At 27.4% G+C, this 24,747-nt stretch carries 23 protein-coding genes; 7 read left to right on the top strand and 16 right to left on the bottom strand.

Translation table 11 applies throughout. The features are described from left to right. Positions 1-13 precede the first annotated feature (13 nt). The 11 genes from ACAN_RS02930 to ACAN_RS02880 all read right to left on the bottom strand — a co-directional run bounded on the left by ACAN_RS02930 (position 14) and on the right by ACAN_RS02880 (position 9,378). On the bottom strand, positions 14-1,246 hold the full coding sequence (locus tag ACAN_RS02930; RefSeq protein ID WP_147525200.1) for a methyl-accepting chemotaxis protein: 1,233 nt from the start codon (positions 1,244-1,246) through the stop codon (positions 14-16). 52 nt (positions 1,247-1,298) lie between these two features. Beyond that, a complete protein-coding gene (gene xseA / locus ACAN_RS02925; protein ID WP_079579709.1) occupies positions 1,299-2,486 on the bottom strand; it encodes an exodeoxyribonuclease VII large subunit in 1,188 nt (395 codons plus the stop codon). A gap of 35 nt (positions 2,487-2,521) precedes the next feature. Next, on the bottom strand, positions 2,522-3,232 hold the full coding sequence (gene ubiE / locus ACAN_RS02920) for a bifunctional demethylmenaquinone methyltransferase/2-methoxy-6-polyprenyl-1,4-benzoquinol methylase UbiE (protein WP_099333916.1): 711 nt from the start codon (positions 3,230-3,232) through the stop codon (positions 2,522-2,524). A 13-nt stretch (positions 3,233-3,245) separates the two neighbouring features. Continuing rightward, the gene (locus tag ACAN_RS02915) at positions 3,246-3,506 is read right to left on the bottom strand and encodes a hypothetical protein (RefSeq protein ID WP_228145337.1); all 261 of its coding nucleotides are present in this window, start codon (positions 3,504-3,506) and stop codon (positions 3,246-3,248) included. A 5-nt stretch (positions 3,507-3,511) separates the two neighbouring features. After that, positions 3,512-4,303: a hypothetical protein gene (locus ACAN_RS02910; RefSeq protein ID WP_079579706.1), complete on the bottom strand. Its 792-nt coding sequence runs from the start codon at positions 4,301-4,303 to the stop codon at positions 3,512-3,514. 3 nt (positions 4,304-4,306) lie between these two features. Continuing rightward, positions 4,307-4,948 (bottom strand): 3-methyladenine DNA glycosylase, encoded by a 642-nt coding sequence (locus ACAN_RS02905; protein WP_099333915.1) that lies wholly within the window; start codon positions 4,946-4,948, stop codon positions 4,307-4,309. Then, positions 4,932-5,744: a TIGR00282 family metallophosphoesterase gene (locus ACAN_RS02900; RefSeq protein ID WP_079579704.1), complete on the bottom strand. Its 813-nt coding sequence runs from the start codon at positions 5,742-5,744 to the stop codon at positions 4,932-4,934. The genes ACAN_RS02905 and ACAN_RS02900 overlap by 17 nt, the downstream gene beginning before the upstream one ends. Before the next feature lie 81 nt (positions 5,745-5,825). Continuing rightward, entirely contained in the window at positions 5,826-6,917 is a 1,092-nt protein-coding gene (locus ACAN_RS02895) for a BaiN/RdsA family NAD(P)/FAD-dependent oxidoreductase (protein ID WP_196778769.1), read from the bottom strand. 29 nt (positions 6,918-6,946) lie between these two features. After that, positions 6,947-8,200 (bottom strand): ArsS family sensor histidine kinase, encoded by a 1,254-nt coding sequence (locus ACAN_RS02890; RefSeq protein ID WP_099333914.1) that lies wholly within the window; start codon positions 8,198-8,200, stop codon positions 6,947-6,949. Then, the gene (locus ACAN_RS02885; protein WP_079579702.1) at positions 8,197-8,877 is read right to left on the bottom strand and encodes a response regulator transcription factor; all 681 of its coding nucleotides are present in this window, start codon (positions 8,875-8,877) and stop codon (positions 8,197-8,199) included. Before ACAN_RS02885 ends, ACAN_RS02890 begins: the two co-directional genes overlap by 4 nt. A gap of 3 nt (positions 8,878-8,880) precedes the next feature. Continuing rightward, a complete protein-coding gene (locus tag ACAN_RS02880; RefSeq protein ID WP_099333913.1) occupies positions 8,881-9,378 on the bottom strand; it encodes a Spy/CpxP family protein refolding chaperone in 498 nt (165 codons plus the stop codon). Between the two features lie 204 nt (positions 9,379-9,582). Between ACAN_RS02880 and ACAN_RS02875 the strand changes: the two genes are divergently transcribed. Both ACAN_RS02875 and ACAN_RS02870 read left to right on the top strand, forming a co-directional pair. Further along, on the top strand, positions 9,583-10,887 hold the full coding sequence (locus ACAN_RS02875; RefSeq protein WP_099333912.1) for an FAD-dependent oxidoreductase: 1,305 nt from the start codon (positions 9,583-9,585) through the stop codon (positions 10,885-10,887). A 32-nt stretch (positions 10,888-10,919) separates the two neighbouring features. Next, positions 10,920-11,603 (top strand): rhodanese-like domain-containing protein, encoded by a 684-nt coding sequence (locus ACAN_RS02870; RefSeq protein WP_099333911.1) that lies wholly within the window; start codon positions 10,920-10,922, stop codon positions 11,601-11,603. On the opposite strand, the gene ACAN_RS02865 is transcribed toward ACAN_RS02870, so the two are convergent. After that, on the bottom strand, positions 11,600-12,295 hold the full coding sequence (locus ACAN_RS02865) for a response regulator transcription factor (protein ID WP_099333910.1): 696 nt from the start codon (positions 12,293-12,295) through the stop codon (positions 11,600-11,602). The two genes, ACAN_RS02870 and ACAN_RS02865, sit on opposite strands and share 4 nt — an antisense overlap. Continuing rightward, positions 12,288-14,303: a cache domain-containing protein gene (locus ACAN_RS02860; RefSeq protein WP_099333909.1), complete on the bottom strand. Its 2,016-nt coding sequence runs from the start codon at positions 14,301-14,303 to the stop codon at positions 12,288-12,290. Before ACAN_RS02860 ends, ACAN_RS02865 begins: the two co-directional genes overlap by 8 nt. A 135-nt stretch (positions 14,304-14,438) precedes the next feature. Here ACAN_RS02860 and ACAN_RS02855 point away from each other — a divergent pair, with 135 nt between their 5' ends. From ACAN_RS02855 to ACAN_RS02840, 4 genes are read left to right on the top strand one after another with little or no spacing between them, the layout of a single operon-like run. Next, on the top strand, positions 14,439-16,001 hold the full coding sequence (locus ACAN_RS02855) for a flavocytochrome c (protein WP_228150618.1): 1,563 nt from the start codon (positions 14,439-14,441) through the stop codon (positions 15,999-16,001). A gap of 9 nt (positions 16,002-16,010) precedes the next feature. Beyond that, entirely contained in the window at positions 16,011-16,436 is a 426-nt protein-coding gene (locus ACAN_RS02850; RefSeq protein ID WP_099333908.1) for a cytochrome c3 family protein, read from the top strand. Positions 16,437-16,446: 10 nt separating this feature from the next. Continuing rightward, on the top strand, positions 16,447-17,040 hold the full coding sequence (locus ACAN_RS02845; protein WP_099311002.1) for a cytochrome c3 family protein: 594 nt from the start codon (positions 16,447-16,449) through the stop codon (positions 17,038-17,040). A gap of 46 nt (positions 17,041-17,086) precedes the next feature. Next, positions 17,087-18,727, top strand: coding sequence for an HAL/PAL/TAL family ammonia-lyase (locus tag ACAN_RS02840; protein WP_228150617.1), 1,641 nt, complete (start codon positions 17,087-17,089; stop codon positions 18,725-18,727). A gap of 107 nt (positions 18,728-18,834) precedes the next feature. Here the strand turns inward: ACAN_RS02840 and mfd are convergent, their stop codons facing one another. Genes mfd through ACAN_RS02825 form a run of 3 tightly spaced genes read right to left on the bottom strand, consistent with a single transcriptional unit; the run spans position 18,835 to position 22,838 of the window. Next, positions 18,835-21,804, bottom strand: coding sequence for a transcription-repair coupling factor (mfd, locus tag ACAN_RS02835; RefSeq protein WP_099333907.1), 2,970 nt, complete (start codon positions 21,802-21,804; stop codon positions 18,835-18,837). A gap of 4 nt (positions 21,805-21,808) precedes the next feature. After that, on the bottom strand, positions 21,809-22,123 hold the full coding sequence (locus tag ACAN_RS02830) for a hypothetical protein (RefSeq protein WP_099333906.1): 315 nt from the start codon (positions 22,121-22,123) through the stop codon (positions 21,809-21,811). Positions 22,124-22,127: 4 nt separating this feature from the next. Further along, on the bottom strand, positions 22,128-22,838 hold the full coding sequence (locus ACAN_RS02825; protein WP_099333905.1) for a DUF445 domain-containing protein: 711 nt from the start codon (positions 22,836-22,838) through the stop codon (positions 22,128-22,130). A gap of 114 nt (positions 22,839-22,952) precedes the next feature. On the opposite strand from ACAN_RS02825, the gene olsF reads away from it, so the two are divergent. Beyond that, entirely contained in the window at positions 22,953-24,668 is a 1,716-nt protein-coding gene (olsF, locus tag ACAN_RS02820) for a bifunctional ornithine lipid synthase OlsF (RefSeq protein ID WP_099333904.1), read from the top strand. Positions 24,669-24,747: the final 79 nt, after the last annotated feature.

The following is a 24,747-nucleotide window of genomic DNA, read 5'->3' as shown; positions in this document are numbered from 1 at the left end:
TTTAACTCCCCCGTTAAAACTGTTTACTTTTGGCATCATTTACTAACTCTTTTGCCATTTTTGATACATCTGATGCTATATTTGATATTTGTGTTGCTTCACTTGCATTCTCTTGTGTTACTCTATCTAGCATTGTTATTGTATCATTTATCTGTTCGATTCCTGTCATTTGCTCTTTTGAGGCTGCACTTACATTCTCTATTATATGTATTGTTTCATTGATATGTGTATTTAGCTCTTCATACCCTTTTATCATATCATCTGATATTACTTTCCCCTCACTTGCTTTATTTGTAGCATTCTCTACTAAATCTTTTATCTCTTTTGCTGCTTGGGCACTTCTATTTGCTAAGTTTCGCACTTCCCCTGCTACTACTGCAAAGCCTTTCCCTGCTTCTCCTGCTGTTGCTGCTTCTACTGCTGCGTTTAAACTTAGTATATTTGTTTGGAATGCTATTTGATCTATTACACTTATTGCTTCATTTATTGAGCTTACTTGTGTATTTATCTCATCCATTGATCCTGCTGTTTTACTTGCTAAATCTCTTCCATTTGTTACTGAATTTCTTACTGTTGAGCTTAGTTTTGCCATTTTATTTGCATTATCTGCATTATTTCTTGTTATTGATGTTATCTCTTCTACTGCTGCTGCAGTTTGCTCTAAGCTTGCTGCTTGTTCATTGGCTTTTGCTGCTAGATTATTCATTGAGCTTTTCATTGTATCTGAGTTTTTATCTAGAGTTGTTCCATTTGATAGATTTGTTTTTGCTGTTGTTGCTAGTGCTTCTCCTAAGGCATTTACTCCTTTCATTACTGACAACATTCTTGCTTTTAATTTTGGTGATATCTCTATTTTTTTTGTGTAGTCATCATTTGAGTATGATTCTAAACTATCTTCTATATTATGCATATGAGTATCTAAAGAATCAAGCATTTTATTAACTGTTTTTTTCAATGTAGCAATCATAGGATTATTAGTATTTGCTTTAATTCTGCATTGGAAAATACCTTGATCTACTTTATCAGTAGTTAAAACAATTTCTCCAATAACTTTAATATCATCTTTTATTCTTATATCAGTAGATTCAATTAATCTATTCCATTTTTGGAACATTTCATCAAGGTCTTTATTGCCTGTTTTTTCAATATACTTAAAATTGTTCTGTTCATATTTAACAAAGCTAACAAATTGCTCAAAATACTCATCGATTATTTTTAACTCTTTTTTTGATACAGAACCAAACATTAATGCACCTTTTTATAAGATTTATTTATTTTATCTATTATAAACTTAAACTTTATTGTTTTTTTATAGCCTCAATTTTAGCAGTAGCTATATATTTTGGTGTTTGCAATGATACAATATCATCAATTTTTAAACTATCTAAATCAATTATTTTTTCATCTTTACTTAATTGAACAAAACCCTTTTTCTCTTTGTTCTTTGGATTACTTAATTCAAAAGAGTTTTTTAACATATTTAAACTATTTTGTGAAGAGATAATAATATTTGAAAATCTATTTTCAAAGCTTTGCTTTAATATTTTTATTTCAGATGCAATAAGATTAAACTTTGACTCAATAGAGTTTTGTTCATACATTCTTTTCAAATGTATTATGTTTTGCTCTTTAGTATATAAAATATTTTTATATCTATTTTCAAACTCTTTATGTAAACTATCTAAATAAATTCTATGTTCATTTATATCAGGCAAAGATATTTCAATTGCATTTGAAGGTGTTGCAGCTCTAACATCAGCAACAAAATCAGAAATTAAAAAATCAACTTCATGTCCAACAGCTGAGATTATAGGTGTGTTTGCTTCATATATGGCATTTGCAACTATCTCCTCATTAAAAGCCCACAAATCCTCAATACTTCCTCCACCACGACCTACAATCATAATATCACAAGCTAAACTATCTGCATACTTAATAGAATTTACTATATCATTTTTTGCCATTTCACCTTGTACTAAAGTAGGAACTAAAATAAACTCAACTAAAGGCCATCTATTTGTTGCAACTTTTTTCATATCTTCTATTGCTGCACCTGTTGGTGAAGTTACAAGCACAATTTTTTTGGGATATTTTGGTAAGCTCTTTTTTCTTTGTGAATCAAAATAACCTTTTTCTTGAAGTCTCTTTTTTAACTGCTCATAAGCTAAAGCCAAAGCTCCTTGACCTGATGGCTCAATTCTAGAACAAATTAATTGATAACTTCCTCTTGGAGTATAAACAGTAAGATTACCTCTTATATTTATTTTTTGCCCAACTTCAAGTTTAAATTTCAAATATTTAGTATTGCCTCTAAACATTACACATGAAATTGTTGATTTATCATCTTTTATTGAAAAGTAAATATGTCCTGAACTATGATAAGTAAGGTTAGAAATTTCACCCTCTACATATGTTTCTAAAAAAGTAGTTTCTAAAAGTGATTTTATTTGAGTATTTAAAGCTGTAACTGTTAGTGGTGCGTTCATTTTTCCTCTTTACAATAGGGCTTCAACGCCCTATTTTAAACTTTTCTTGCTATTATTAGTGTTGAAATATTCATAGAAAAAGCTTTTGTATAAATTGGCTCTAATCCAGCCTCTTTTAACTCTTTGCATAAATTATCAGTAGTTAAAAACTCATCAATAGAGTTTGGTAAGTATGTATAAGCTTCTTTATTTTTTGTAATTATTCCACCAAGTGTTGGCAAAATTTTATTCATATAAAAATCTGTCAAATAATCAATTGGTGAAGTTTTTTCATTTTTTGTAAATTCACTAATTATTACAAGACCATTTTTCTTTAAAACTCTTGCAAATTCATAAAATGCTTCTTGTCTTTGCACTACATTTCTTATTCCATAGGAAATAGAAATAATATCAGTTGATTCACTTTCAAGTGGCATATCAGAAGCTCCTGCTTCTATAAATTCAACTTCTGGCAATTTCTTTTTTGCAACATCCATCATACCAACACTAGGATCAATTCCTACAATATTCTCAATCTCAATTGCATTTTGTTTTGCTATTTTTAACCAAAAATCTATCATATCTCCAGTTCCACATGCAACATCAGCAATTTTTTCTATTTTACTCTTATCATAAAAATCAAATGTTAACTTACAAGCTTTATTTCGCCAACTTTTATCAATTCCCATACTAAGTACTCTATTTGCAATATCATATTTTCCAGATATATCATTAAACATTGATACAATTTTTTCTTGTTTACCCATTTATATTCCTAAATTATAATAAAAATTTTCCCACAAAAATACCAATAATAAACCCTATATTTATCATAATAAGGGATTTTAAAACAGTAAGTTTTGCATTCATTTTTGGTATTTGAGTTAATACTTGTTTTTGTTTTTCCAAAGACTTTTCTAATTCAGTTGATGATTCAGTTAAAGTCTTTGTTGATGTATTAATATCTTTAAATGATTTTCTAAGTGCAAGTTCAGAAAACTCAAGCCTTTCAACTATCTCTTTGGCTTGTTTAAAGCTCATTTCACTCATTTTTTAATTTCTATCCATCTATCTAAATCATTAAAAATTCTATTTAATACACCAAGTACATAATCTTTTGCTTCTGTTTGAATTCTTCTAAAAAATAGATATTTTCTAGCTTTTTCAACATCGCCTAACTCTTTTGCTTTAATTGCTTTTGCAGCAAAATCTGTATTGTTATAAGCCATTTCCCATACAGTACTTCCTAAATATCTACTCATTGTAATAATTTTATCATTTTTTACAGGAAAGTACTTTGGATCTTTTACAAAATCATATAGTGCTGAGTTAGTTCCTAAATACTTGTGACCAAAAAAGTTAATAAACTGCTCTTCAATATAATCAGGTTCCATTGAAATAGCTCTATTTAAAGCAAATATCATATTTTGTTCAGGATTACTCTCTATTTTTTTTATTTTTTTCATAGTAGCAATTGCATTCTTTCCATCAAGTTCACCATCACCTAAAGGAATAATCCATTTGATATTTCCAAAAGAACCAACTTTTTTTATCTCTTCTAGTACAAGTGATGAAGTTTTGTTACCACCAACATCAACTATAATTTCATGGTTATCATCCATTAAAATCAGTTCATCTAAATCTGATAATTTATTTGTTCCAAGCATTTGCTTCTCAACTATTTCTGTTCTTGTAAAAGACCTGCTATCATTATTTTCGTCATCTATTTCTATATATTTGATTTTTTTACCATGTTTTTTATAAAGGTATGGAGCAATAACTTGCATTGCAACAGTAGACTTACCTACTCCACCTTTTGTTTGTGGAATTATAATCATCAATTAATCCTTTGGATTGCGTTTCATAAATTCGACAATTTTGCCATGAAACCTACTATAAATTTCATTTAGTGATATTTCATAGCCATAAAGCTTGACTATTTTATCGTAATTTTCATTAATTCCATATACTAGCCATGTCTGTATATCATCATATGAGTCAAATTCATATCCAAAACGAAAAAGTAGTCTTGCTGTATATTTATCAACTACCATATACTCTTGTTTACAAGCATAACACAAAATTGCGTCTTTTGTCTCTTGCCCTATTCCTTTTTGGGAAAGTAACCAAGAAGAGTTAGTATATTCTTTAAACTTCTCAAAATTGCCATACTCTTTTATTATATTTATACAAAGTTGTTTTAATCTTTTTGATTTTTGATTTTTAAAGCCACTTGGTGCAATTGCATTTGTCAATAATATAATATCACTATTTGCTAAATTTTCTAAACTTAAATAGTCTAAAGACTTCAAGTTTTTTAAAGATTTTTCTACGTTAGTCCATTTTGTATTTTGTGTTAATATTGAACCCACAAGTATTTCAAATTCATCATTACTTGGCCACCAATATTTTGGTTCTTTTTCTATTAGATTTAAAGTTTTTAAAAACTCTAAAAGCTCATAAGAATTACTCAATGATTGCATCTGTTATTATTAACTCTTGTTTATTGCATAGTTTTTTTATTTTAAAAGCATTTATTGCTTTTCCATCATCTATATCAATTACCATCATTTGTAGAATTGATTTGCATGAATTTGGAATTTGAAAGTGTCCTCCAAGTCCAGTTGTAGCTTTTAAAATAGGTACTTTACTATCCATTCCTATTACATTATCCCTACAACCTGTTAAGCCAATATCAGTTAAATACGCAGTTGAGCTTTCAATTTGTAAATCATCTGTACTTATATGAGTATGAGTACCACAAATAGCACTAACTTGACCTTTTAGCATCATAAAAATCACTCTTTTTTCACTTGTAGCTTCCCCATGAAAATCAACAAATATATTTTTAACATTTTCTTCATGCAGTGATTGTACTAATTTTTTTGCCCAATTAAAAGGATTCTCAACAGTTGGCATAGCAAATTGTCCCATTAAATTTATAACAGCTAATTTCTCACCATTTACTTCAACTACTTTTATACCACTTCCTACTAAGCCCAAAGGATAATTATCAGGTCTTAATACAGGCTTAGTTTCAAGTAAAGTTATCATCTCTTTTTTCTTATCAAAAGAGTGGTTACCACCTGTTATAATATCTATTCCACACTTTAATAACTCATCGCAATTTTTAATTGTTAAGCCAAAACCATGAGAAGCATTTTCTGCATTTGCAATTACATAATCAATTTCAAACTTTTTTCTTATTGTTTGTAAATTATCTTTTATTATTTTTCTTCCAGGTCTTCCTACAATATCACCAATAAACGCTATTCTCATTTAAAATCTTTATTTTAATTTTTTAAAATTGTATTGTAATTAACATTTAGATTGTATTAGTCATTTTTAAACTAAAAAATATTATATATTTCTAGCACAAGTTATTGCACTTGAAAATGCAAACTGAAAATTATATCCACCAAGTTCACCTGTTACATCTAAGCATTCACCTAAAAAGTAAAGATTTTTTTGTTTTAGACTTTCCATAGAGTTTACATCAATTTGCTCTGTTTTAATTCCACCTTTTGTAACTTCTGCTTTTGTATATCCAAAGTTTCCTGCTGGTGAGAACTCATAATCATGAATTAGACTTAAAGCTTCTAACTCCTGTTTTGTTAAAGCACTACATGACTTATCTTTTACTTTAATTGATTCTAAAAACTCTTGTACAAACCTTTTGGGAAGTGGAAGTTTTGAACTAATTAATGCATTTGATTTTAATAGCTCTTTATAGTTTTGTTTTGGTAAAAAATCAAAACTTATTTTTCCTTTTTTCCAATAAAGTGAGCTATTTAAAATAAGTGGTCCTGAACAACCTTTATGTGCAAATAAAAGTGAAGCATTAAAACTTTTATCTTCTACTTTTACTTTTGCCATAATTGATAAACCACTTAATTTTTTAAACCAAAACTGCTCTTTTTGGACAGTAAAACCTACTAAAGCTGGGTCAAGTTTTGAAATGTCATGACCAAATTTTTTCGCAATATCATATGCAATACTACTAGCACCCAAAGAAGCATAAGATAAACCACCACTAGCTACTACTAATTTTTTAGCTTTAATAATAGTATTTGAAGTTTTAATTATAAAAACCTCATCTTTAAAATCAACATCATCTACTTTTGTATTTAATATTTTCTTTACATGTGTAGTTAGTTTTGTAAACATATCAATTACATCTTGTGAACTTTTACAAAAATATGTTCCCTTTACTAATTTTGGATTAATTTTTGGATAAACACCATTTGAATTTAAAAATTTAATTAAGTCATCATTTGAAAAATTTCTTAATATTTTTTTAATAAAATCTTTATTACCAAGATAATTATCACAAGTAACTAAGCTATTAGTGATATTACACTTTGCCCCACCACTTACTTTTATTTTCTGTGCAATTTTACTATTTGCTTCAATAATACAGACTTTTTTATCTTTTAAAGAAGATGCCAACATTAAGCCACTAGCACCAGCTCCTATAATTGCTATATCGTAGATGTGTCTTCCTTTATACACTTAAATATATTAGTATCATTTATATACTCATACTCTAATTTATATCCATTTGCTTTTAAAATATTAAAAACAATATATAAGCCCAAGCCAAATGAGTTTGAGTTATTTTCATTGGAACCAAAGAAAGGTTCATAATATGATTTTAAATCATGTTTGAGCATTTCTCCTTTATTTTCAAAGATTATATTTTCACCCTCAGATTTAATAATAACTTTTTTATCACTTGAGTATTTTATTGCATTATCAATTATATTTTTAACTGCAACAGAGAATAGTTTATAATTTACAAATACTTTTTTATTTTCATATTTTTGTTCTACATTTTCATAATCAATCATTAAAATATCAATAGCATTATCAACAATATCATCAATATAATAATAGTTTTTTTCAATATTTTTAGTTGAAGAGATAAGCTCTTCAATTGAAGCAAATTCATTTATTAGTGATTCAAGTTTATTAAATACTTCTCTTAAATTATCAGCAGTATGTTCACTTTTTTTAATCTCTACTAAAAACTTTCCTTTTGTAATTGGTGTTTTTAATTCATGCATAATATTTCTAATAAAAACATTTCTTGCTTCTTTTATACTTTTTAGTTTTGTTGCTGTATTTTTAAACTCTAAAGCTAATTGGGAAACTTCATCTTTTCTATTTGTGTCACAACACTCAAAATCAAAATTTTCATCACCTAAGTGTTTTACTTTATCTTTTAATATTTTTAAAGGCATCAATTTTCTTAAAGTTATCAAATACATCAATACAATAGTTATAATAACTATTCCAAAAACAAGAAAAATATATAATTGTGTTAAATTTGCATGGGGAATATTATCTCTAATTAGTAAACTGTTTCTGTGTTTTTTCATATAAATATAATTTTTATCTTTTAGTTTTAATACTCTAAATACAGTTCTGTTTCTAAAATTCTTTTTTTCTACTAATATTTTTGTTTTAGGATTATATGTTATTTTATTTATTTGTTTTTTACTTGTAAACATTGTATAGTTAATCTCTTCAAGAGTTTTTAAAAAATCTTTATCAACAACACCTCTATTATGCTGCCTTAAAACCATTTTTATAATTGGTATATATTTTTCAAGTAGTTGTTCTTCTTTATTTTGATAGTTATGAGTCATCAAAATAGTAAAACTTGCTATTACTAAAATAACTGAAATTATAAAACTTACTGTAATTGTAAAAAATATTGATTCTTTTTTCATTGTAAAAATTTGTACCCCATTCCTCTTATAGTTTGTAAATAGATAGGTTCTTTTGGGTTATCTTCAATTTTTTGTCTAATTCTATTAATAATAACAGCTAAAGATCCAGAACTCTCATAATCATGATTTAGTAAATCAGAATTATCAAAAATCTCTTCTCTTGTTACAACAAATCCCTCTCTTGTTAATAATAAAGATAAAACTTCATACTCAGCAGCTGTTAATTTGATATACTTGCCTTTTTTTGTTATCTCTCTTTTTTCAATATCTAGTTTAAAAAGTTTTTTCTTATCCTCTTTTACATCTTCATTGTTTTGATTATATCTTCTAAGAATTGTTTTTATACGAACTTCTAATTCTCTTGGATCATATGGCTTTGGTAAATAATCATCTGCACCTAATTGTAAAGCTGTAACTTTATCTGTAATATCACTTCTTGCACTTGAAATAATAATAGGAATATTGAACTTTTCTACTACTTCTTTACACACATCAAGTCCATCCATTCCAGGAAGTGTTAAGTCTAAAATAAGCAAATCATATTTATGTATTCTTAAACTTGAAAGAGCCAAAAATGGCTCTTCAAAATTTGTAACTTCTATATTAAACTGCTTTAAATATTGTGTTAGAAGATCTGCTAATTGAATGTCATCTTCCACCATCGCAATTTTAATCAAAATTTATCCTTTGTATCTACTAGTTCTTAAATCCAACAATACTTTAAATTGCTCTTTTTGTTTATTTGTTAAAACATTATAAATATCTTCTATCATTTGAGCTTTTAATTTTATCATATTCTCTCTTTTAGAAGTAACTATTTTAATATATTTATCTTTATCAAAGCTTGATTTTGTAAAAGCTTCACCAATAGTTTGTCTTTTAGCTCTTGTTTTTAAGATAATATCTCTAATATCATTTCTTTGTTCAACTGTTAAATCTAACTGTCTTACAATTTTTAATACGCCCATACCTTTTGAGTAACCAGAACCTCTTTTCATCATCTTAGAATTTTGATAATTATTTACACAATTATAGTTTCCACCTTTATAGTTTTGTGCACTATTATAATTTTTTCCTTGGTTATTTTGCATATTACAATTACCTTGCATTCCATTACCATATGCAAAAAGACCTGATGCTAAAACTGTACTTGCTATTACACTTGTTAAAATTTTCATTTTAATCTCCTTTAATTTGTATATTGAAATTATATACTTAGGTTTTTAACAGCTTATAAACTACATGTTAACCAAATCTTAATCATAGTTAATTTATATACAAAGAGAATATTATAAAATTCACTTATTTTAAATATAAAATATAATTAATTTATACCTCTTTTTTTGATAGAATATATTTACTATATTTAAGTAGGAGAAAATATGTTTAGAAGAGATTTTTTTAAATTTTCCATGTTTAGTACAATAGCCTTAAACTTTAATAACCTACAAGCTAATACTTCTTTTAATAAAAATAACAATTATTTAAAAACTACTATTGCAATATGTGGTGCTGGTTTTGCTGGACTTTCTTGTGTAAAAAGATTAAAAGAGTTAAAACCAAATTTAGATATCACTTTAATAGAACAAAATAATAGCTTTAGTTCTTGTCCCTTTTCAAACCAATGGTTAACTAATATTTCGAATATTTCATATGAGGATTTAAATTTTAGTTATTACAACAGTATAAATAGATATAACTATAATTTTATTAATGAAAAAGTTATAAATATAGATAAAGATAAAAAACTTCTTTATATGTCTAATAATAAAATCTTAAAATATGAATATTTAATTTTATCAACAGGTATTGATTATGATTATGAAAAGATTTTAAAAGATAATGAAAAAATCAAACAATGTAAATTTAAAGCACCAGCAGGATTAAAGCCAGGAAGTGAACACTTAGCTTTAAAAAAAATGATTCAAAATTTTAAAGGTGGAAACTTTATAATCTCTATTCCAAGTGGAGCATATAAATGCCCACCAGCACCATATGAAAGAGCTTGTTTAATTGCACAATATTTTAAATCAAATAAAATAAAAGCAAAGGTTATAGTATTAGACCCAAGAGAAAAACCTGCGTCAAAACCAAATAAATTCTTAAATGCATTTAATACTTATTATAAAGATTATATAAACTATAAGCCATACACAAATTTTAAAGATATAGATTTTGAAAAAAAAGAGATAACTTTTGAAAGCTTTGATATGTTAGAACTTGATTATAAAACAAAAAAACTCTCTTTTGAAGAAGCAAATATTATTCCTCCAAATAAAGCAAATAAATTAATACAACTTGCAAAACTTGAAACTAACAATGGCTTTGCAAAGTTACAAGAACCAACTTTTAGGTCAATTAGTTCTCCTTACATTTATGTAGTAGGAGATGCACAAGGACAATACCCATTTCCAAAATCAGCTCAAATGGCAAACTCATGTGCGTATGTTTTATCAGAAGAGTTAATAAGTAGATTAGATAATAAAACTTTTGATTACAAGTCAAATCTACCAGGAAATGTTTGCTATTCTATGATTAGTAAAACAAAAGCTGTTTCAATAATGCATGAATATTCATATAAAAATGATAAACTAAAAGTTAAAGCAGAAGTTTCAAATATAAGCAAAGAAGTAGCACAAACTGCAAAAGCTTGGTATTTTGGTTTAACAGAAGATATCTTAGGATAGAATTTAAATAAATCTATATTAAAGGAAAAAATATGAGAGTTTTAATACTTTTTTCAATACTTAATTTTTCTTTATTTGCTTCAAATCTTCAAATGCTTCAAATAAGTGGAGTAAAAGCAAATATTGACAATAAGCAAATTATTATTGAAAGAGAAGTTCCAAGTGAATGTATAGAGTTTGGAATGGTTCCAGAACTTTTTTGGAGTGAAAATTTTGCAAGTAAAAAGGTCTCTTCAAAATGTAAAAAAAGCTTTATTACTACAAAAGGAGTAGTTTTACCCATAAAGTATAATGAAAATATTAAAACTATTGGAGAGCTTGAAGTATTAGATTTCATAAAAAATAGACTATTAAAAGAACCACAAAAATATGCACTAATAGATGTAAGAAGAGAGTCATGGTTCAAACTAGGAACTATTCCAACTGCTATAAATATTCCTTTTGATGAGTTTGAAAAAGATGAGTTTTTTATGGATTTATTTGAAAATAGTATGAAAAAATTAAATGTAAAAAAAATAGATGATAAATATAGTTTTAAAGATGCAAAACAAATAGTAATATTTTGTAATGGAGCTTGGTGTAAGCAATCTTTTTATGCTATAAATAATCTAATAAAAATAGGCTATCCACAAGAGAAAATCTTATGGTATAGAGGAGGAATACATAGTTGGAACTCTATGTCTTTTACTTTATATAAACCAAAAAGTAATGATTAATCATTACTTTTTTCATTGATTATATATCCATACCCAGGAACACTTTCAATTAATTTCAAATAGCTTTTTGCTCTTATTTTTTTTACACACATTCTTAAAGCTTCAATACTCATACTTTTTTCTTGCCATACATAACTTTCAATAGTTGTAAAATCAACTACTTTATTTATATTTGACATGAGCAAATGAACTAACTCTTTTTCTGTTTTTGTAAGTTTTATTAATTTGTACCCATCATACAAATTCTTTGAACTACAATCATAATGAAAATCATCTTCTAGTTTTATATTTGAGTTATAGATATTTTTTGTTGCCATTAAAAGTGCTGTTTGTAACTCTTCAATTCTTATAGGCTTTCTTAAATAACTATATGCACCTTGATTAATACTTTCAAGCATATTTTCAGAACTATCATATGAAGTCATTATAATAATAGGCAAATGAGGACAAATTCCATGTAAAGCTTCTGCCATTTCTAAACCACTCATTTCTGGCATATTTATATCAGCAATAACAACATCAGGCTTATTTTTTTCATAAAGTTCAAAACCCTCAATTCCATTGTTTGCAATATCAACTTTTTTACAATAAAAGTTTAATGATTGATGAATCACATGGGCAGTCATTTCATCATCTTCTACAATTAAAACATGAATATTTGATAATTTATTCAGTACCTTTGAATCAACCATTTTCTTCCTTTTGAGATGGTAATACAATTAAAAATTCAGTAGGATTACTATAATTTTTAATAGTTAAACTTCCCATTAATTTATTTTTTGCAATAAGTTTTGACAAATAAAGACCTTTTCCTGTACCTTTATCTTTTTTTGTTGTTGCAAAAGATTGAAATAGTTGATTTTCTATTTTTTTAGAAATACCACAACCATAATCTTTGAAACTAATATAAAAGTTATTATCTAATAGTTTAATCTCTACTTCAATAGTTTTTGAATAACTTTTATCTTCTATTATAGCATCTTTTGCATTATGCATTAAATTTGCAACTATTTGTTGAAACTCATTTTTATAATTTAAACAAGTCATATCTTCTCTTTCATCTTTTATAATTTGTAAATTTATCCCAAGAGTTTTAAAATGAGGAGAAATTATATAAAAAACTTCATCAATTGCTTTATCTACTTGAAATTTTTGACATTTTTTACTTGGTTTATAAAAGTTTCTAAAAGTTTCAATTGTATCGGCTAAATAGTGAATATTTGTCATACAATGATTTAAGTTTTCTTCAAACATCTCATCTGATAATCGACCAAATTGTCTAAATTGTAGTAAGTTTCCAACCATAATTGATAAAGAGTTTAAAGGTTGTCTCCATTGATGTGAAACAGCTGCAATCATCTCTCCTAAATCTGCCATTTTTGCTTGTTGAAAAAGAATATCTTCTTGCTCTTTTTTATAAATTTTTTCTTTCTCTTTTTCCGTAGCATCTTTTAATAATATCATAAGTCCTTGATAAACTTTATCACTACTTAATACAGGAAGAATAGTTATTTCAAAATAATATGTCTCATTATTAAAAATAAACTCAAAACTATGCTCTTGACTTTTTTTAAAATGTTTTGCATAGGCAATCTTTTTATATATTTGTGTATGTATTTTTGAATCATAAATTTTAAAAATATTATTAGTAGCTTCTAAATAAGTATCATTAATATCTAGTTTATTTAACCTAAGATATTGCGTAAATAAAGAGTTAAAAAATAAAATTTTATTTTTAGAATCAGCTATTAAAATACCCCTATCACCATAATCAATAAAATGATTAAGTAATGTTTCTGTCTTTTTTAGCTTCTCATCACTAATATTTTGTTTTTTTGTATAAAGCATATTTAAAAATATAAATCCTAAAAGACTTAAACCATAAATAGTTAAATTTATAATAAGTTGCAGATTTATTTTTTCATAAACACTGCTTTTATTAAGTTGAGCTATGATAAACCAATTTGATTGCTTTATATGATCATGGGAAAAAATATACTCATTTAATTCATTATTTACAGTAGTAGTTCTTTCTTTAGTCAATAAGCCATACATTGAGTTTCTTAACTCTTGCTCTTTATTAGGATGCAATAAAATCTTTCCATGACGATCCATTAAATATGCAATCCCATCATAAGGTAAGGGAATATCTAAAATCTCATTTCTTATATTATTTAAAGGCAAAATTCCACAAACAACTGCTTGCTTTTTATTTTTTTCTAAAAATGGCGTACAAATAGCTACAACAACTTTTTTAAATCCTACATCATAATATGGATCGGTTATAGTAGTGCTGTTTCTATTTGTTGTTTTAATATACCAAGGTCTTCTAATCGTATTATAGTTTGTGGGTCTATCCCATTTTAATCCAGATAATATAATATCATCTTCATATCCCACATAAACATTTGCAAAGTTCGCAACTTCTTTACTTTGTAATAGTAAGTTTTGTATATATTCAGGATGTGTTTCATGATCTAGGTTTTTAATAAATGTTTTAATTACATTCATACTATCAATTTTTTGATCTAGCCATTTGCTTATTCTTTTTGAGGCACTTTTTATAGTATTTGTTTGTTGATCTTTTATCATTCCTTGAAGAATTTGCAAATTGACCATATAGTTACTTGAAATTAGCCCTAAAAAAATAAAACTAAATATCAAAATTAATTTTATATTTTTAAAAAAAGGTTTTTTCATTTTTATTCTTTAAATTATTTATTTATAAAAATTATATACCTTTTGTTTTTATATTAAACTGAAAATTTTAGTTATTTTTTAGACCTAGTAGTTTGTTTATAATTGCACTTGACAAAACTTACAAAGGAGTTTATTTTGAAAATTAGTAGAAGAAATTTTGTCAAAAACAGTACTATTTTAAGTGGTATTGCTATGATGGGAATGAAAACAAATTTATTCGCTAATGAAGAAGATATTCAGTGGGATGAAGAATGGGACGTTATTGTTGCCGGTTCTGGTTTTGCTGGATCAGCTGCTTTATGCCAAGCAATAGATTTAGGTGCAAAATCATTAATGATTGATAAAATGCCAGTACTTGGAGGAAACTCAGCAATTAATGGTGGAGCTTTTTCACTTGTAGGATCACCTCAACAAGAAAAAAGAGGAATTAAAGATTCACATGAATTATATGTAAAAGACATCTTTAAAGCAGGACTTGGATTAAACCAAAGAGAATTAGTTGAAGTTATTGCTAAAAATGGTTATGAAGCATATAAATTTACTACACAAAGAGGCGTGTTTTATAGAGATAATCTAGGACACTTTGGTGGACACTCAGTTCCAAGAACTATATGGCCAGCAATAAACTCAGGTGGTAAGATTACACTACCTTTACAAGCTTATGCTAAAAAAAGTGGTGCAACTATTAGAACAAGAGTTATTTTAGATGACTTAATCTTTAATAAAAGTGGTAAAAAAGTTATTGGTATTAAAGTAAGAGAAAACTATAAATTTAGTTTTGATCCTATGTCAAATGAAGAAGATAACAAATCAGGTATTACAAAATACTATAAAATCAATGGTGGTATTGTAATGGCAACTGGTGGATTTGCATATGATGTAAACTTTAGACAAAAATTAGATCCAAAACTTACTCCTGATTTAGACTGTACAAATCATTATGGTGCAACTGGTTATGCCCTTAGAATGATGATGAAAAACAATGTTAAAACTAGAGATTTAGGTTGGATTCAACTTGGACCTTGGGGGTCACCTGATGAAAAAGGATTTGGTATTTCTCCTGTGTTTGCTATTCCTGCGTTTGCTTACGGAGTTATGGTTGATGCACGAACTGGTAAAAGATTTGTAAATGAGTTAGCAGATAGAAAAATTAGAGCTGATGCTATTTTAAATATCCATGAAAATCCAGATGGTTCATTAACTCATCCAATTGTATTTTGTGATAGCGTTGGAGCAACAGGAACAAGAAAAGAGAATGTTTACAGAGGTATTCATAAAAAAGTTATTAGAAAATTTGATACATTAAAAGAGTTAGCAAACTTTTATAAAATTCCATATGAGGGATTGAAAAAAACTGTTGATGATTATAATAAATATGTAAAAAATGGAAAAGATGAAGAGATGGATAAACCATTCTTTAAACTAAGAGGGAAAACTCCAGATATTTCTAAACCTCCATACTATGCATTTAGAGCAATTCCAAAAGTTCACCATACAATGGGTGGAGTTGTAATTGATACAGAAGCTAGAGTATATGGAAAAGATGACAAGGTAATTGAAGGGCTATTTGCAGCAGGTGAAGCTGTTGGTGGACCACATGGTGCAAGTAGATTAGGAAGTTGTGCAGTTCCAGACTGTTTAGTATTTGGACGAATTGCTGCAAAAAGTGCTGTTAAGTTATTAAAGCAAAGAGTATAGGAGACAATTATGAAAAAGATTATTATTATAGCAACAATTGCAGTATTTGCTTTTTTGGGAGTTATTGTTTCTGCAAACAGCACTGATTCTAATATTGCAGTAAAAACACAAATTGACAATGGTGAGTATTCTAAAAAGAATTATCCAATAAAAGTTCATCATGGGAAATTAAGATTTGAGTGTGCAGATTGCCATGGTGATGGAGCAAAAGAGTCTTATACAGAATTAACAACAAAAGATTGTTTAGAATGCCATAAAGATTATAAGACATTAGCAGAGAGAACTGAGTATTTAGGATATGATGACAATATTCATGCATCACCACACTATCCAAAAATGGATTGTAACTTATGCCACTCATCACATAAAGAATCACAAAATTATTGTGTAATGTGTCACTCTCAAGATTCTATGAAAAAATTATTAGTGCCATAAGGAGTGTGAAATGAATTTTGATTTTCTAAAAAGTAAAAAAGTTTTATTAACAGTAGCAGGTGCCAGTATTGTACTTGGCTTAATATTTACATTTGGTGGCCATGCTGCTATTAAAGCTACAAGTGATGATAAGTTTTGTGTATCTTGTCATAGCTGGATGGATCCAATGGGTGAATCATACTCTCATGATACACATGGTGGGAACAATCCTCATGGAATAAAAACTAAATGTGTATCTTGCCATCTACCACATGATAGTTTGGCAAATTATCTATTTAAAAAAGGAGTTAATGGAATAGTAGAAGTAACATCAGTAATAATAAACGATCCAAAAGAGATGGATTGGCAAGCTCATAGAGAAAAAAGAGAATCATATGTTTTTGACAGTGGTTGTCTAAGTTGCCATAGTAATATTGAAAAAACACAGAGTCAAAGTCAAGCAGCATCTAGAATGCACACTTTATATACTAAATATAAAGATGCGGACAAAGACCCTTTAAAATGTGCTAGTTGCCACAAAAATGTGGGACATAAAAAGCTAAGTAAAATTTTATATGATAGAACTCATGAGCCAGTTGGTGAATGGGAAGATGATATAAAATAGACTATAATTATAGATGTAAAAGTCTAAACAAAAAAAAGGATATATAATGTCTAAATCAATGTTAATAAAAACAAGTTTAATCGCCTTTGGGATGATTAATGCATTTGCAGCACCAGTAGTTCTTGATGGAAAACACATGTCAAGTGACAAAATTTCACAAGTAGCTAAAGGTGAAAGTATCAAAATCACTAGCGAAGCCATGAAAAGAGTACAAACTTCACATAATGTTTTAATTGAAGCAGCAGAAAGTGGCCATAAAATTTATGGTCTAACTGTTGGAGTTGGACTAAATAAAGATAAAAAAATGGTAAATGCTAATGGTAAATTAAGCCAAGCACTTATTGATGCATCAAGCAAATTTAACAAAGGATTGATTCATGCTCATTGTGGAGGTGTTGGAGAAGACATTCCAGTAAAAGAAGCAAGAGCTATTTTAGTTACAAGATTAAACAATATGCTATTTGGTGGAACTGGGGTACAAACAAAAGTTGTAAATATGTATAAAACATTTTTAAACAAAGATATTATTCCAACTATGCCATCACAAGGCTCTATGGGTGAAGCTGATATTACAATTTTAGGACACATTGGACTTGCTATGATTGGTGAGGGTCATGTTTATTATAAAGGTAAAAAAATGCCTACTAAAGAGGCATTTGAAAAAGCTGGTGTTGAAAAAATCTCTTTATTTGGTAAAGATGCATTATCAATTATTAGTTCAAATGCATATTCAGGTGCTTTAGCAGGACTAGCACTTGATGAAATGAAACAACTAGCTAATATTTCTAAATATGTTTATGCTTTAAGTTTAGAAGCATTAAATGGAAATATTGCTCCAATGCATACTGAAACTCAAAAATTAAGACCATTTCCTGGATATGTAGGAGCTGCTAAAAAAATTAATAAAATTTTAGAGGGTAGTTACCTTTGGGAAAAAGATACAACTAGAGCTTTACAAGATCCATTAAGTTATAGAGATGGAGCATATATTTTAGGAACATTAGATACTTCAATTAATAAATTAGATAATTTAATGAAAATCCAATGGAACTCATCTGATGATAATCCAGGTGTAGCAATAGGTGCTGTATCAAAATCAGATAGATACCAAGAGAAAAAAGTATATGTAAATGGAAAAGATTTCAAAGGTGCTGTTATTCCAACTGCAAACTTTGAGCCTATGCCATGGGTAGTTGAATTTGAAGCAAATGCTATTGTATTAGCACATAACTCTTTAGCATCAGCACAAAGATCAAATAAACTATTAAAACCTCAATTTACAAAATTATCAAGATTTTTAGGTACAAAAAATACTGTACATGCATTTGGTGCAATGCAAAAACCATTTGTATCTTTAGCAGCTAAAAACCAAGCTTTAGCTAATCCTATTTCTTTAAACTACTTACCAGTTGCAGGTGATATTGAAGATATTGCAACTAATGCTCCTGAAGTATTAAAAAGAGTTAGAAAACAAATTGACAACTTATATCATATCTATGGTATGGAGTTATTAATTGCATCTCAAGCGATTGATTTAAGATTACAAAAAAATCCTAACTTAAAACTATCAGCAGAGACAGAAAAAATGTATAAAGAGTTTAGAAAAGTTGTAGATTTTTTAGAGTATGACAGACCTTTAACTGATGACTTTAGAAATGCAGCTAAATTCTTAAAAGAGTACAAATAAATTAAAATGCAAGTTTTTTCATCATAGAATCCTAACTATGACAAGAAATTTTTCAAAGATATACTCCTTGATTTAAAAAGGTTCTTTACAAATGTAAAGAACCTTTTTTATTTTCTCAAATATTGTAAAGTTGCATTAATAATATCATCATCGTCTTTTGAAGATGACTTTATACTTTGTTTTGTATCATCATTTTTTACAAATGTTATATTCATTTCATATGAACTTATTTGTTTTATACCTTTATTTATTGCATAAATCTTAATTAAAATAAGTTCTAAAAACTGCTTTGTAACAATATCTGGCTTACCAAATCTATCTTCCATCTCTTCTTCAATAGAATATACTTCTTCTTTGCTACTTGCTTTACTTAATCTTCTATATAATTCTAGTCTTACTCTATCTTCACTAATATAATCATTTGAAATATAAGCACTAATTGCAAGTTTGATATCAACATTTTTGTTCTCTTCTTTTGTTTCTCCACTTAAAGTTGCTAATGCATCTTCAAGCATTTTTAAATATAGTCCATATCCTATTTGTTTAATATGTCCACTTTGTGCTTCACCAACAATATTTCCACCACCTCTAATCTCTAAATCTTGATGGGCAAGTGCAGTTCCACTTCCAAGGTATGAATTTGACTCTAAAGCTACAAGTCTTTTTACAGCATCTTGTGTAATTTGTTTTTTATCTTCAACTACATAATAACAAAAACCTTCTTTGTCACTTCGTCCAACTCTTCCTCTTAGTTGGTGTAAATCAGCAATACCAAATCTATCAGCACCATCTATAATTATTGAGTTTGCATTTGGCAAATGAAGTCCTGATTCTACAATTGAAGTAGCTAATAATACATCAAACTCTTTATTTTCAAAAGCATCAATAATTTTTTCTGCGTCTAAAGGTTTTATTTTAGAGTGAATGATTTCAACTTTGATATTTGGAACTATTTCTTCAATATCTGCTTTTTTAGCCTCAATTGAAGCGATATTATTATGAACATAAAAAAGTTGTCCCCCTCTTCTTTTTTCCCTTAAAATTATCTCTTTTATTAATTTATCACTATACTCTTTAACATAGGTTCTAACTCCTAGTCTCTCAGTTGGAGGAGTTAATAAACTACTCATACCTTTTAATTTACTAAGTGCTAAATTTAATGTTCTTGGAATTGGAGTTGCACTCATAGAGAAAATATGAACATCTTCTCTTAATGCTTTTAATTTCTCTTTTTGTTTAACTCCAAACTTATGCTCTTCATCAATTACAACTAAAGCTAGATTTTTTGTTTTTATTCCAAGAAGAGAGTGAGTTCCTAGTACAAACTTTATTTCACCACTTTCTAAACCTTTTTTAATATGATTTTTCTCTTTTGTAGTAGTTTTACTATCAAGCTTTGCTATAGTAATGTCAAACTCTTTAAATCTTTTTGAGATACTATGATAATGTTGAGTTGCAAGTAGTGTTGTAGGACAAACAAAAACAGTTTGATAGCCATCTAAAACTGTTGCTAAAATTGCATTCATTGCAACTTCTGTTTTTCCAAATCCCACATCTCCTGAAAGTAATCTATCCATTACTTTTCCACTACTTAAATCCTCAAAAATTTCTCTAATACTTCTTTCTTGATCTTTAGTATAAGTAAAGCCTGAGCTTTTTTGAAAATCTCTTAATATTTGTTTATTTGTATCAATTTTTATTCCATTTATAAGCTCTCTTGTAGCAGCAATTTTTATAATATCATTTGCTATTGCAAAAAGTTTATCTTTAACTTTTTGTTTTAGTTTTGCAAAGCTTCCCTTACCTAATTTATCAACAACTGCATAAGAACTTCCATCAGCAACATATCTATCTATTAAATCAAGATTTTCAACAGGAAGTAAAAGTTTATCATCTCCTGCATACATAACAATAACAAAATCTCTTTTTGCACCCATTACAGTTACAGGCTCTATACCATGATATTTACCAATACCATGTTTTTCATGAACTACAAAATCACCCTCTTGAAGCTCATCAAGTACAAGTCTTACTCTTTTCTTTCTTCTTTTTTTAATCTCTTTGTTTAATGAAATTACTATTTGTTCATCACCAACAACATTAATAATATATGGTTTTATTACATAATTAATAGAAGAGTCACTAAGATCTAAATCAAAACTTTTTACTTTTGCTTCAGTTGAAGAGATAATAGTAACTTTTTTGCCCTCATGAAAGCTAATAAACTCTTTTATATTTGCTACATCAATCTCTTTATAATCTCTTGATTGAGTAACTTGAGGAGTTTGTAAAAACTTCTCTTTAGCAACTCTTTTCTCTTCAAAAACATAAACTTCTTCTAATTCATCTAAGGCTTCAATTGTTATGTAAGTATTCATATTTTGAGGTAAATACTCACCTAAATCATTTAAATACCAAAAACCTAAAGAGTGAATATCTTTTATAAATGCATCTGATTCTACTTTTTGAACTTCCTCATTTAACTCTTCAAAAGTCTGTTCATCTAAGGCTAAAAAAGCAGGATTAATTGAAAAACTCTCAATCTCTTCTTTAAAAGATTTTTGATCTTCAATATCAAACTTTCTAATACTTTCAATCTCATCATCAAATAAAGAGATTCTATAACCTATATCACTTCCTAAAGGACAAATATCTACAATATCACCTCTAATTGAAACTTCTGATTGACTTGTAACTATATCTACAAAATAATAACCCCAATTATAAAGTTTTGATTTAAACTCTTCAAGATTTAAAGTATCAGCAAAACTAATATTAAAGCTATCAAAGCACTTTTCTTTAGGCATGGGAAAAGATATTGTTCTAATAGGAGAGATTAATATTTTATTCTTTTTCTTATAATTATAAAAACCATTTAAAGCTTTTGTAATATCTTGTAACTCTTCACTAAAAGACAATAAATCATCTTTGAAATTTGCTCTAAAATCTGCTAGAACAAAAGGTTCATAACCAAAAAAAGATGCTATATCTGATGCTATTTGTGCTTGTTTATCATTATTTACAACTAATAATTGACAATTATTTTTTTTTGTAAAAAAGTCAAATATATTTTTCATATATTTACTTTACTTCATTAAATTCATTTGTAGTTTTATCGAATTTATAAGCTTGCCATGGCATATCACCAATTTGAAAAATCATTCCACAAGTTTCAAACTCAACTTTTAAAAGTCCTTTTCTAAAGATTTCTAGAATATATGCTTTTGTAGAAAAAGTACCTGTAGTACTTTTACCTGAATATGCAAATTTTTCACCTTCAACTATTTTAAAACCCTCTTTTGTTACATGTTTTTCAAAAACTTCTTGATTTTGCAAACCTTTTAACTCTAATACTACTAATACTTCTAATTCTTCTTGTTCTTGTTTTTCTTCCATAATTCTATCCTACTAAAATCGTTGTTATAAATCCAATTAATCCACCAAAAACAGCTCCCCAAACAACTAACCAACCAAGATGCTCTTTAATCATCTTTTGAACTATTTGTTTTACCATTTTAGGAGTTAATTCATCTAATCTTTTATTTACGATATTACTAACTTTTTCGTGAATATCTTCACTTACATCTTTACTACTTAAACTTGCATGTAAAGCCTCTTGAAAACTCTCATTTTGTGAAATACTAATAATTGAACTTTGTAGTTTTTCAATAAATGACTCTTTTAAAGGTTCTAATGCTTGTTCACCACCGAACATTCCTAACATTCCACCAAATGAAGAGTTCATAACTGCTTCTTTTAAAGACTCAAAAGCAGGTGTAAAATCAGTCTTATATAAGATGTTTGATAAATCAAAGTTAGATTTTTTACTTGCAACTTCATCTTCAAAAAATTTATTTAAATTATCTTTTGTGAAAAATTCATTCATTATTAAAGAATGAATACCACTTTTAAACTCTTCAAATCTATTCTCAACTACGCCACTTCCATATAAAAAAGGCACCCTTTCAAATAACATATGAACAGCAATCGCATTTGTAACAGCTCCACTAAAAGCAAATAATCCAATCATTAATAAAGTATCATTATTTATTAAATAAGCTATTACTACTAGTAACAATGCTAAAAAATTTGAGATAAAAGATTTATTCATTAATCCTTCCTTCTATTTTCCGCGATTTTAACATAATTTTACTCAAAAAAAAGAAAGTAACTTTTTGTAACTTAATTGTAACTGTGCTTTTATAAACTTTTACAAAGGATTATAATGGTTAATGTAGAAGAAGAAATCTTAAAAAAGTTCCCAAAAATCAAGCAAAAAGGAGACTTTTTAAGCAATTCAGTTTTAAAAATTGCAAAAAAAATTGTTCATGAAGAGCATATAAATGAGTTTCTTACAAAAAATTCACACTTAATTGGCTTTGAGTTTGTTGATGTAGTTTTAGATTATTTTGATTTTGACTATACTGTATCTAGTAATAATTTACAAAATATTCCAACAAGTGGAAAAGTTGTAATTATTGCTAATCATCCTTTAGGAGGTCTTGATGCACTTTGTTTACTAAAACTTGTAGGAAATATAAGGCATGATGTAAAAATCGTAGCAAATGATTTCCTTGCAGGAATAGAAGCTTTAAAACCTCTTATGATTCCAATTGACAATTATAAAAAAAGACAATCAAAAAGTGATATCAAAGCAGCATATGAAGCTTTAAATAAAGAAGAAGCAATAATTATCTTTCCAGCAGGTGAAGTTAGTCGAGCAAGTGCAAAAGGTATTAGTGATCCAAACTGGAGTAAAGGTTTTTTAAATTTTGCACAAAATACGAATGCTGCGATTTTACCCATTTTTATTGATGGGAAAAACTCAAAAATTTTTTATACAATGTCAATAATAAACAAAACCTTTTCAACTCTTTTACTTTCCCATGAGATGTTTAAAAGCAAATCTAAAAATATAAATATTAAAATTGGAGAAATAATTCCAAGTGAACATATTATTCCAAAAGGAATAAATAAAAAATTTTTAGTAAATTTATATAAAAAACATCTTTATTCACTAAAAAAGAAAAAAGGAAAATCTTTTTTTATTACACAAAAAGCAATAGCTCACCCACAAAAAAAAGAGGATATTATAGAAGAGCTTAAAAGTGCAAAACTAATAGGAAATACAAAAGATGGCAAAAAAATCTACTTATATGATTATAATGAAGACTCAACTGTTTTAAAAGAGTTAGGAAGATTAAGAGAGCTTAGTTTTAGAAAAGTTGGTGAGGGAATAAATAAAAAAAGAGATACTGATAAATATGATATTTATTATAGACATATAATTCTTTGGGATGAGAATGATTTAGAAATAGTAGGTTCATACAGAATTGGTGATGGAGATTTTATAAATAAAAACTTAGGAGCTAAAGGATTTTATTCAAATAGTTTATTTAAATACCACAATGATTTTTCACCTTATTTAAAAAATTCAATAGAACTTGGAAGAAGTTTTGTGCAACCAAAATATTGGGGGACAAGGGCATTAGATTATTTATGGTATGGAATTGGTGCATATTTAAAACAAAATCCTTATATAAAATATATGTTTGGACCTGTGTCTATTTCAGGCTCTTTTCCTCAAGTTGCAAAAGATATGCTGATTTTTTATTATTGGCATTACTTTGGCATAGATAAAAATATTATAGAGCCTAGACTTACTTATCAATACTCTACAAATGTTCAAGATATAAAAGAGATTTTTTTATTAAATGATAGAAAAAAAGATTTCAAGATTTTAAAATCATCTTTAAATAATATGGGAGTTACTATTCCTACACTATTTAAACAATACAGTGAAGTTTGTGAAGATGGTGGTGTAAAGTTTTTAGGTTTTAATGTTGATCCTGATTTTAGTAATTGTGTTGATGGATTTATTTTAGTAGAAATAAATAAGCTTAAAGAGGCGCAAAGAAAAAGATATATAACAAATGAATGAAATATCATTTTTTCGTGCTTTTTCATATGTATAATTACACTCCTTATGTGTGCAAATATGAGCAATCATATTTGATTTG

The sequence above is a fragment of the Malaciobacter canalis genome (genome assembly GCF_008000835.1).
GTDB lineage: Bacteria > Campylobacterota > Campylobacteria > Campylobacterales > Arcobacteraceae > Malaciobacter > Malaciobacter canalis.
This window is presented reverse-complemented; position numbering and strand designations above follow the sequence as displayed.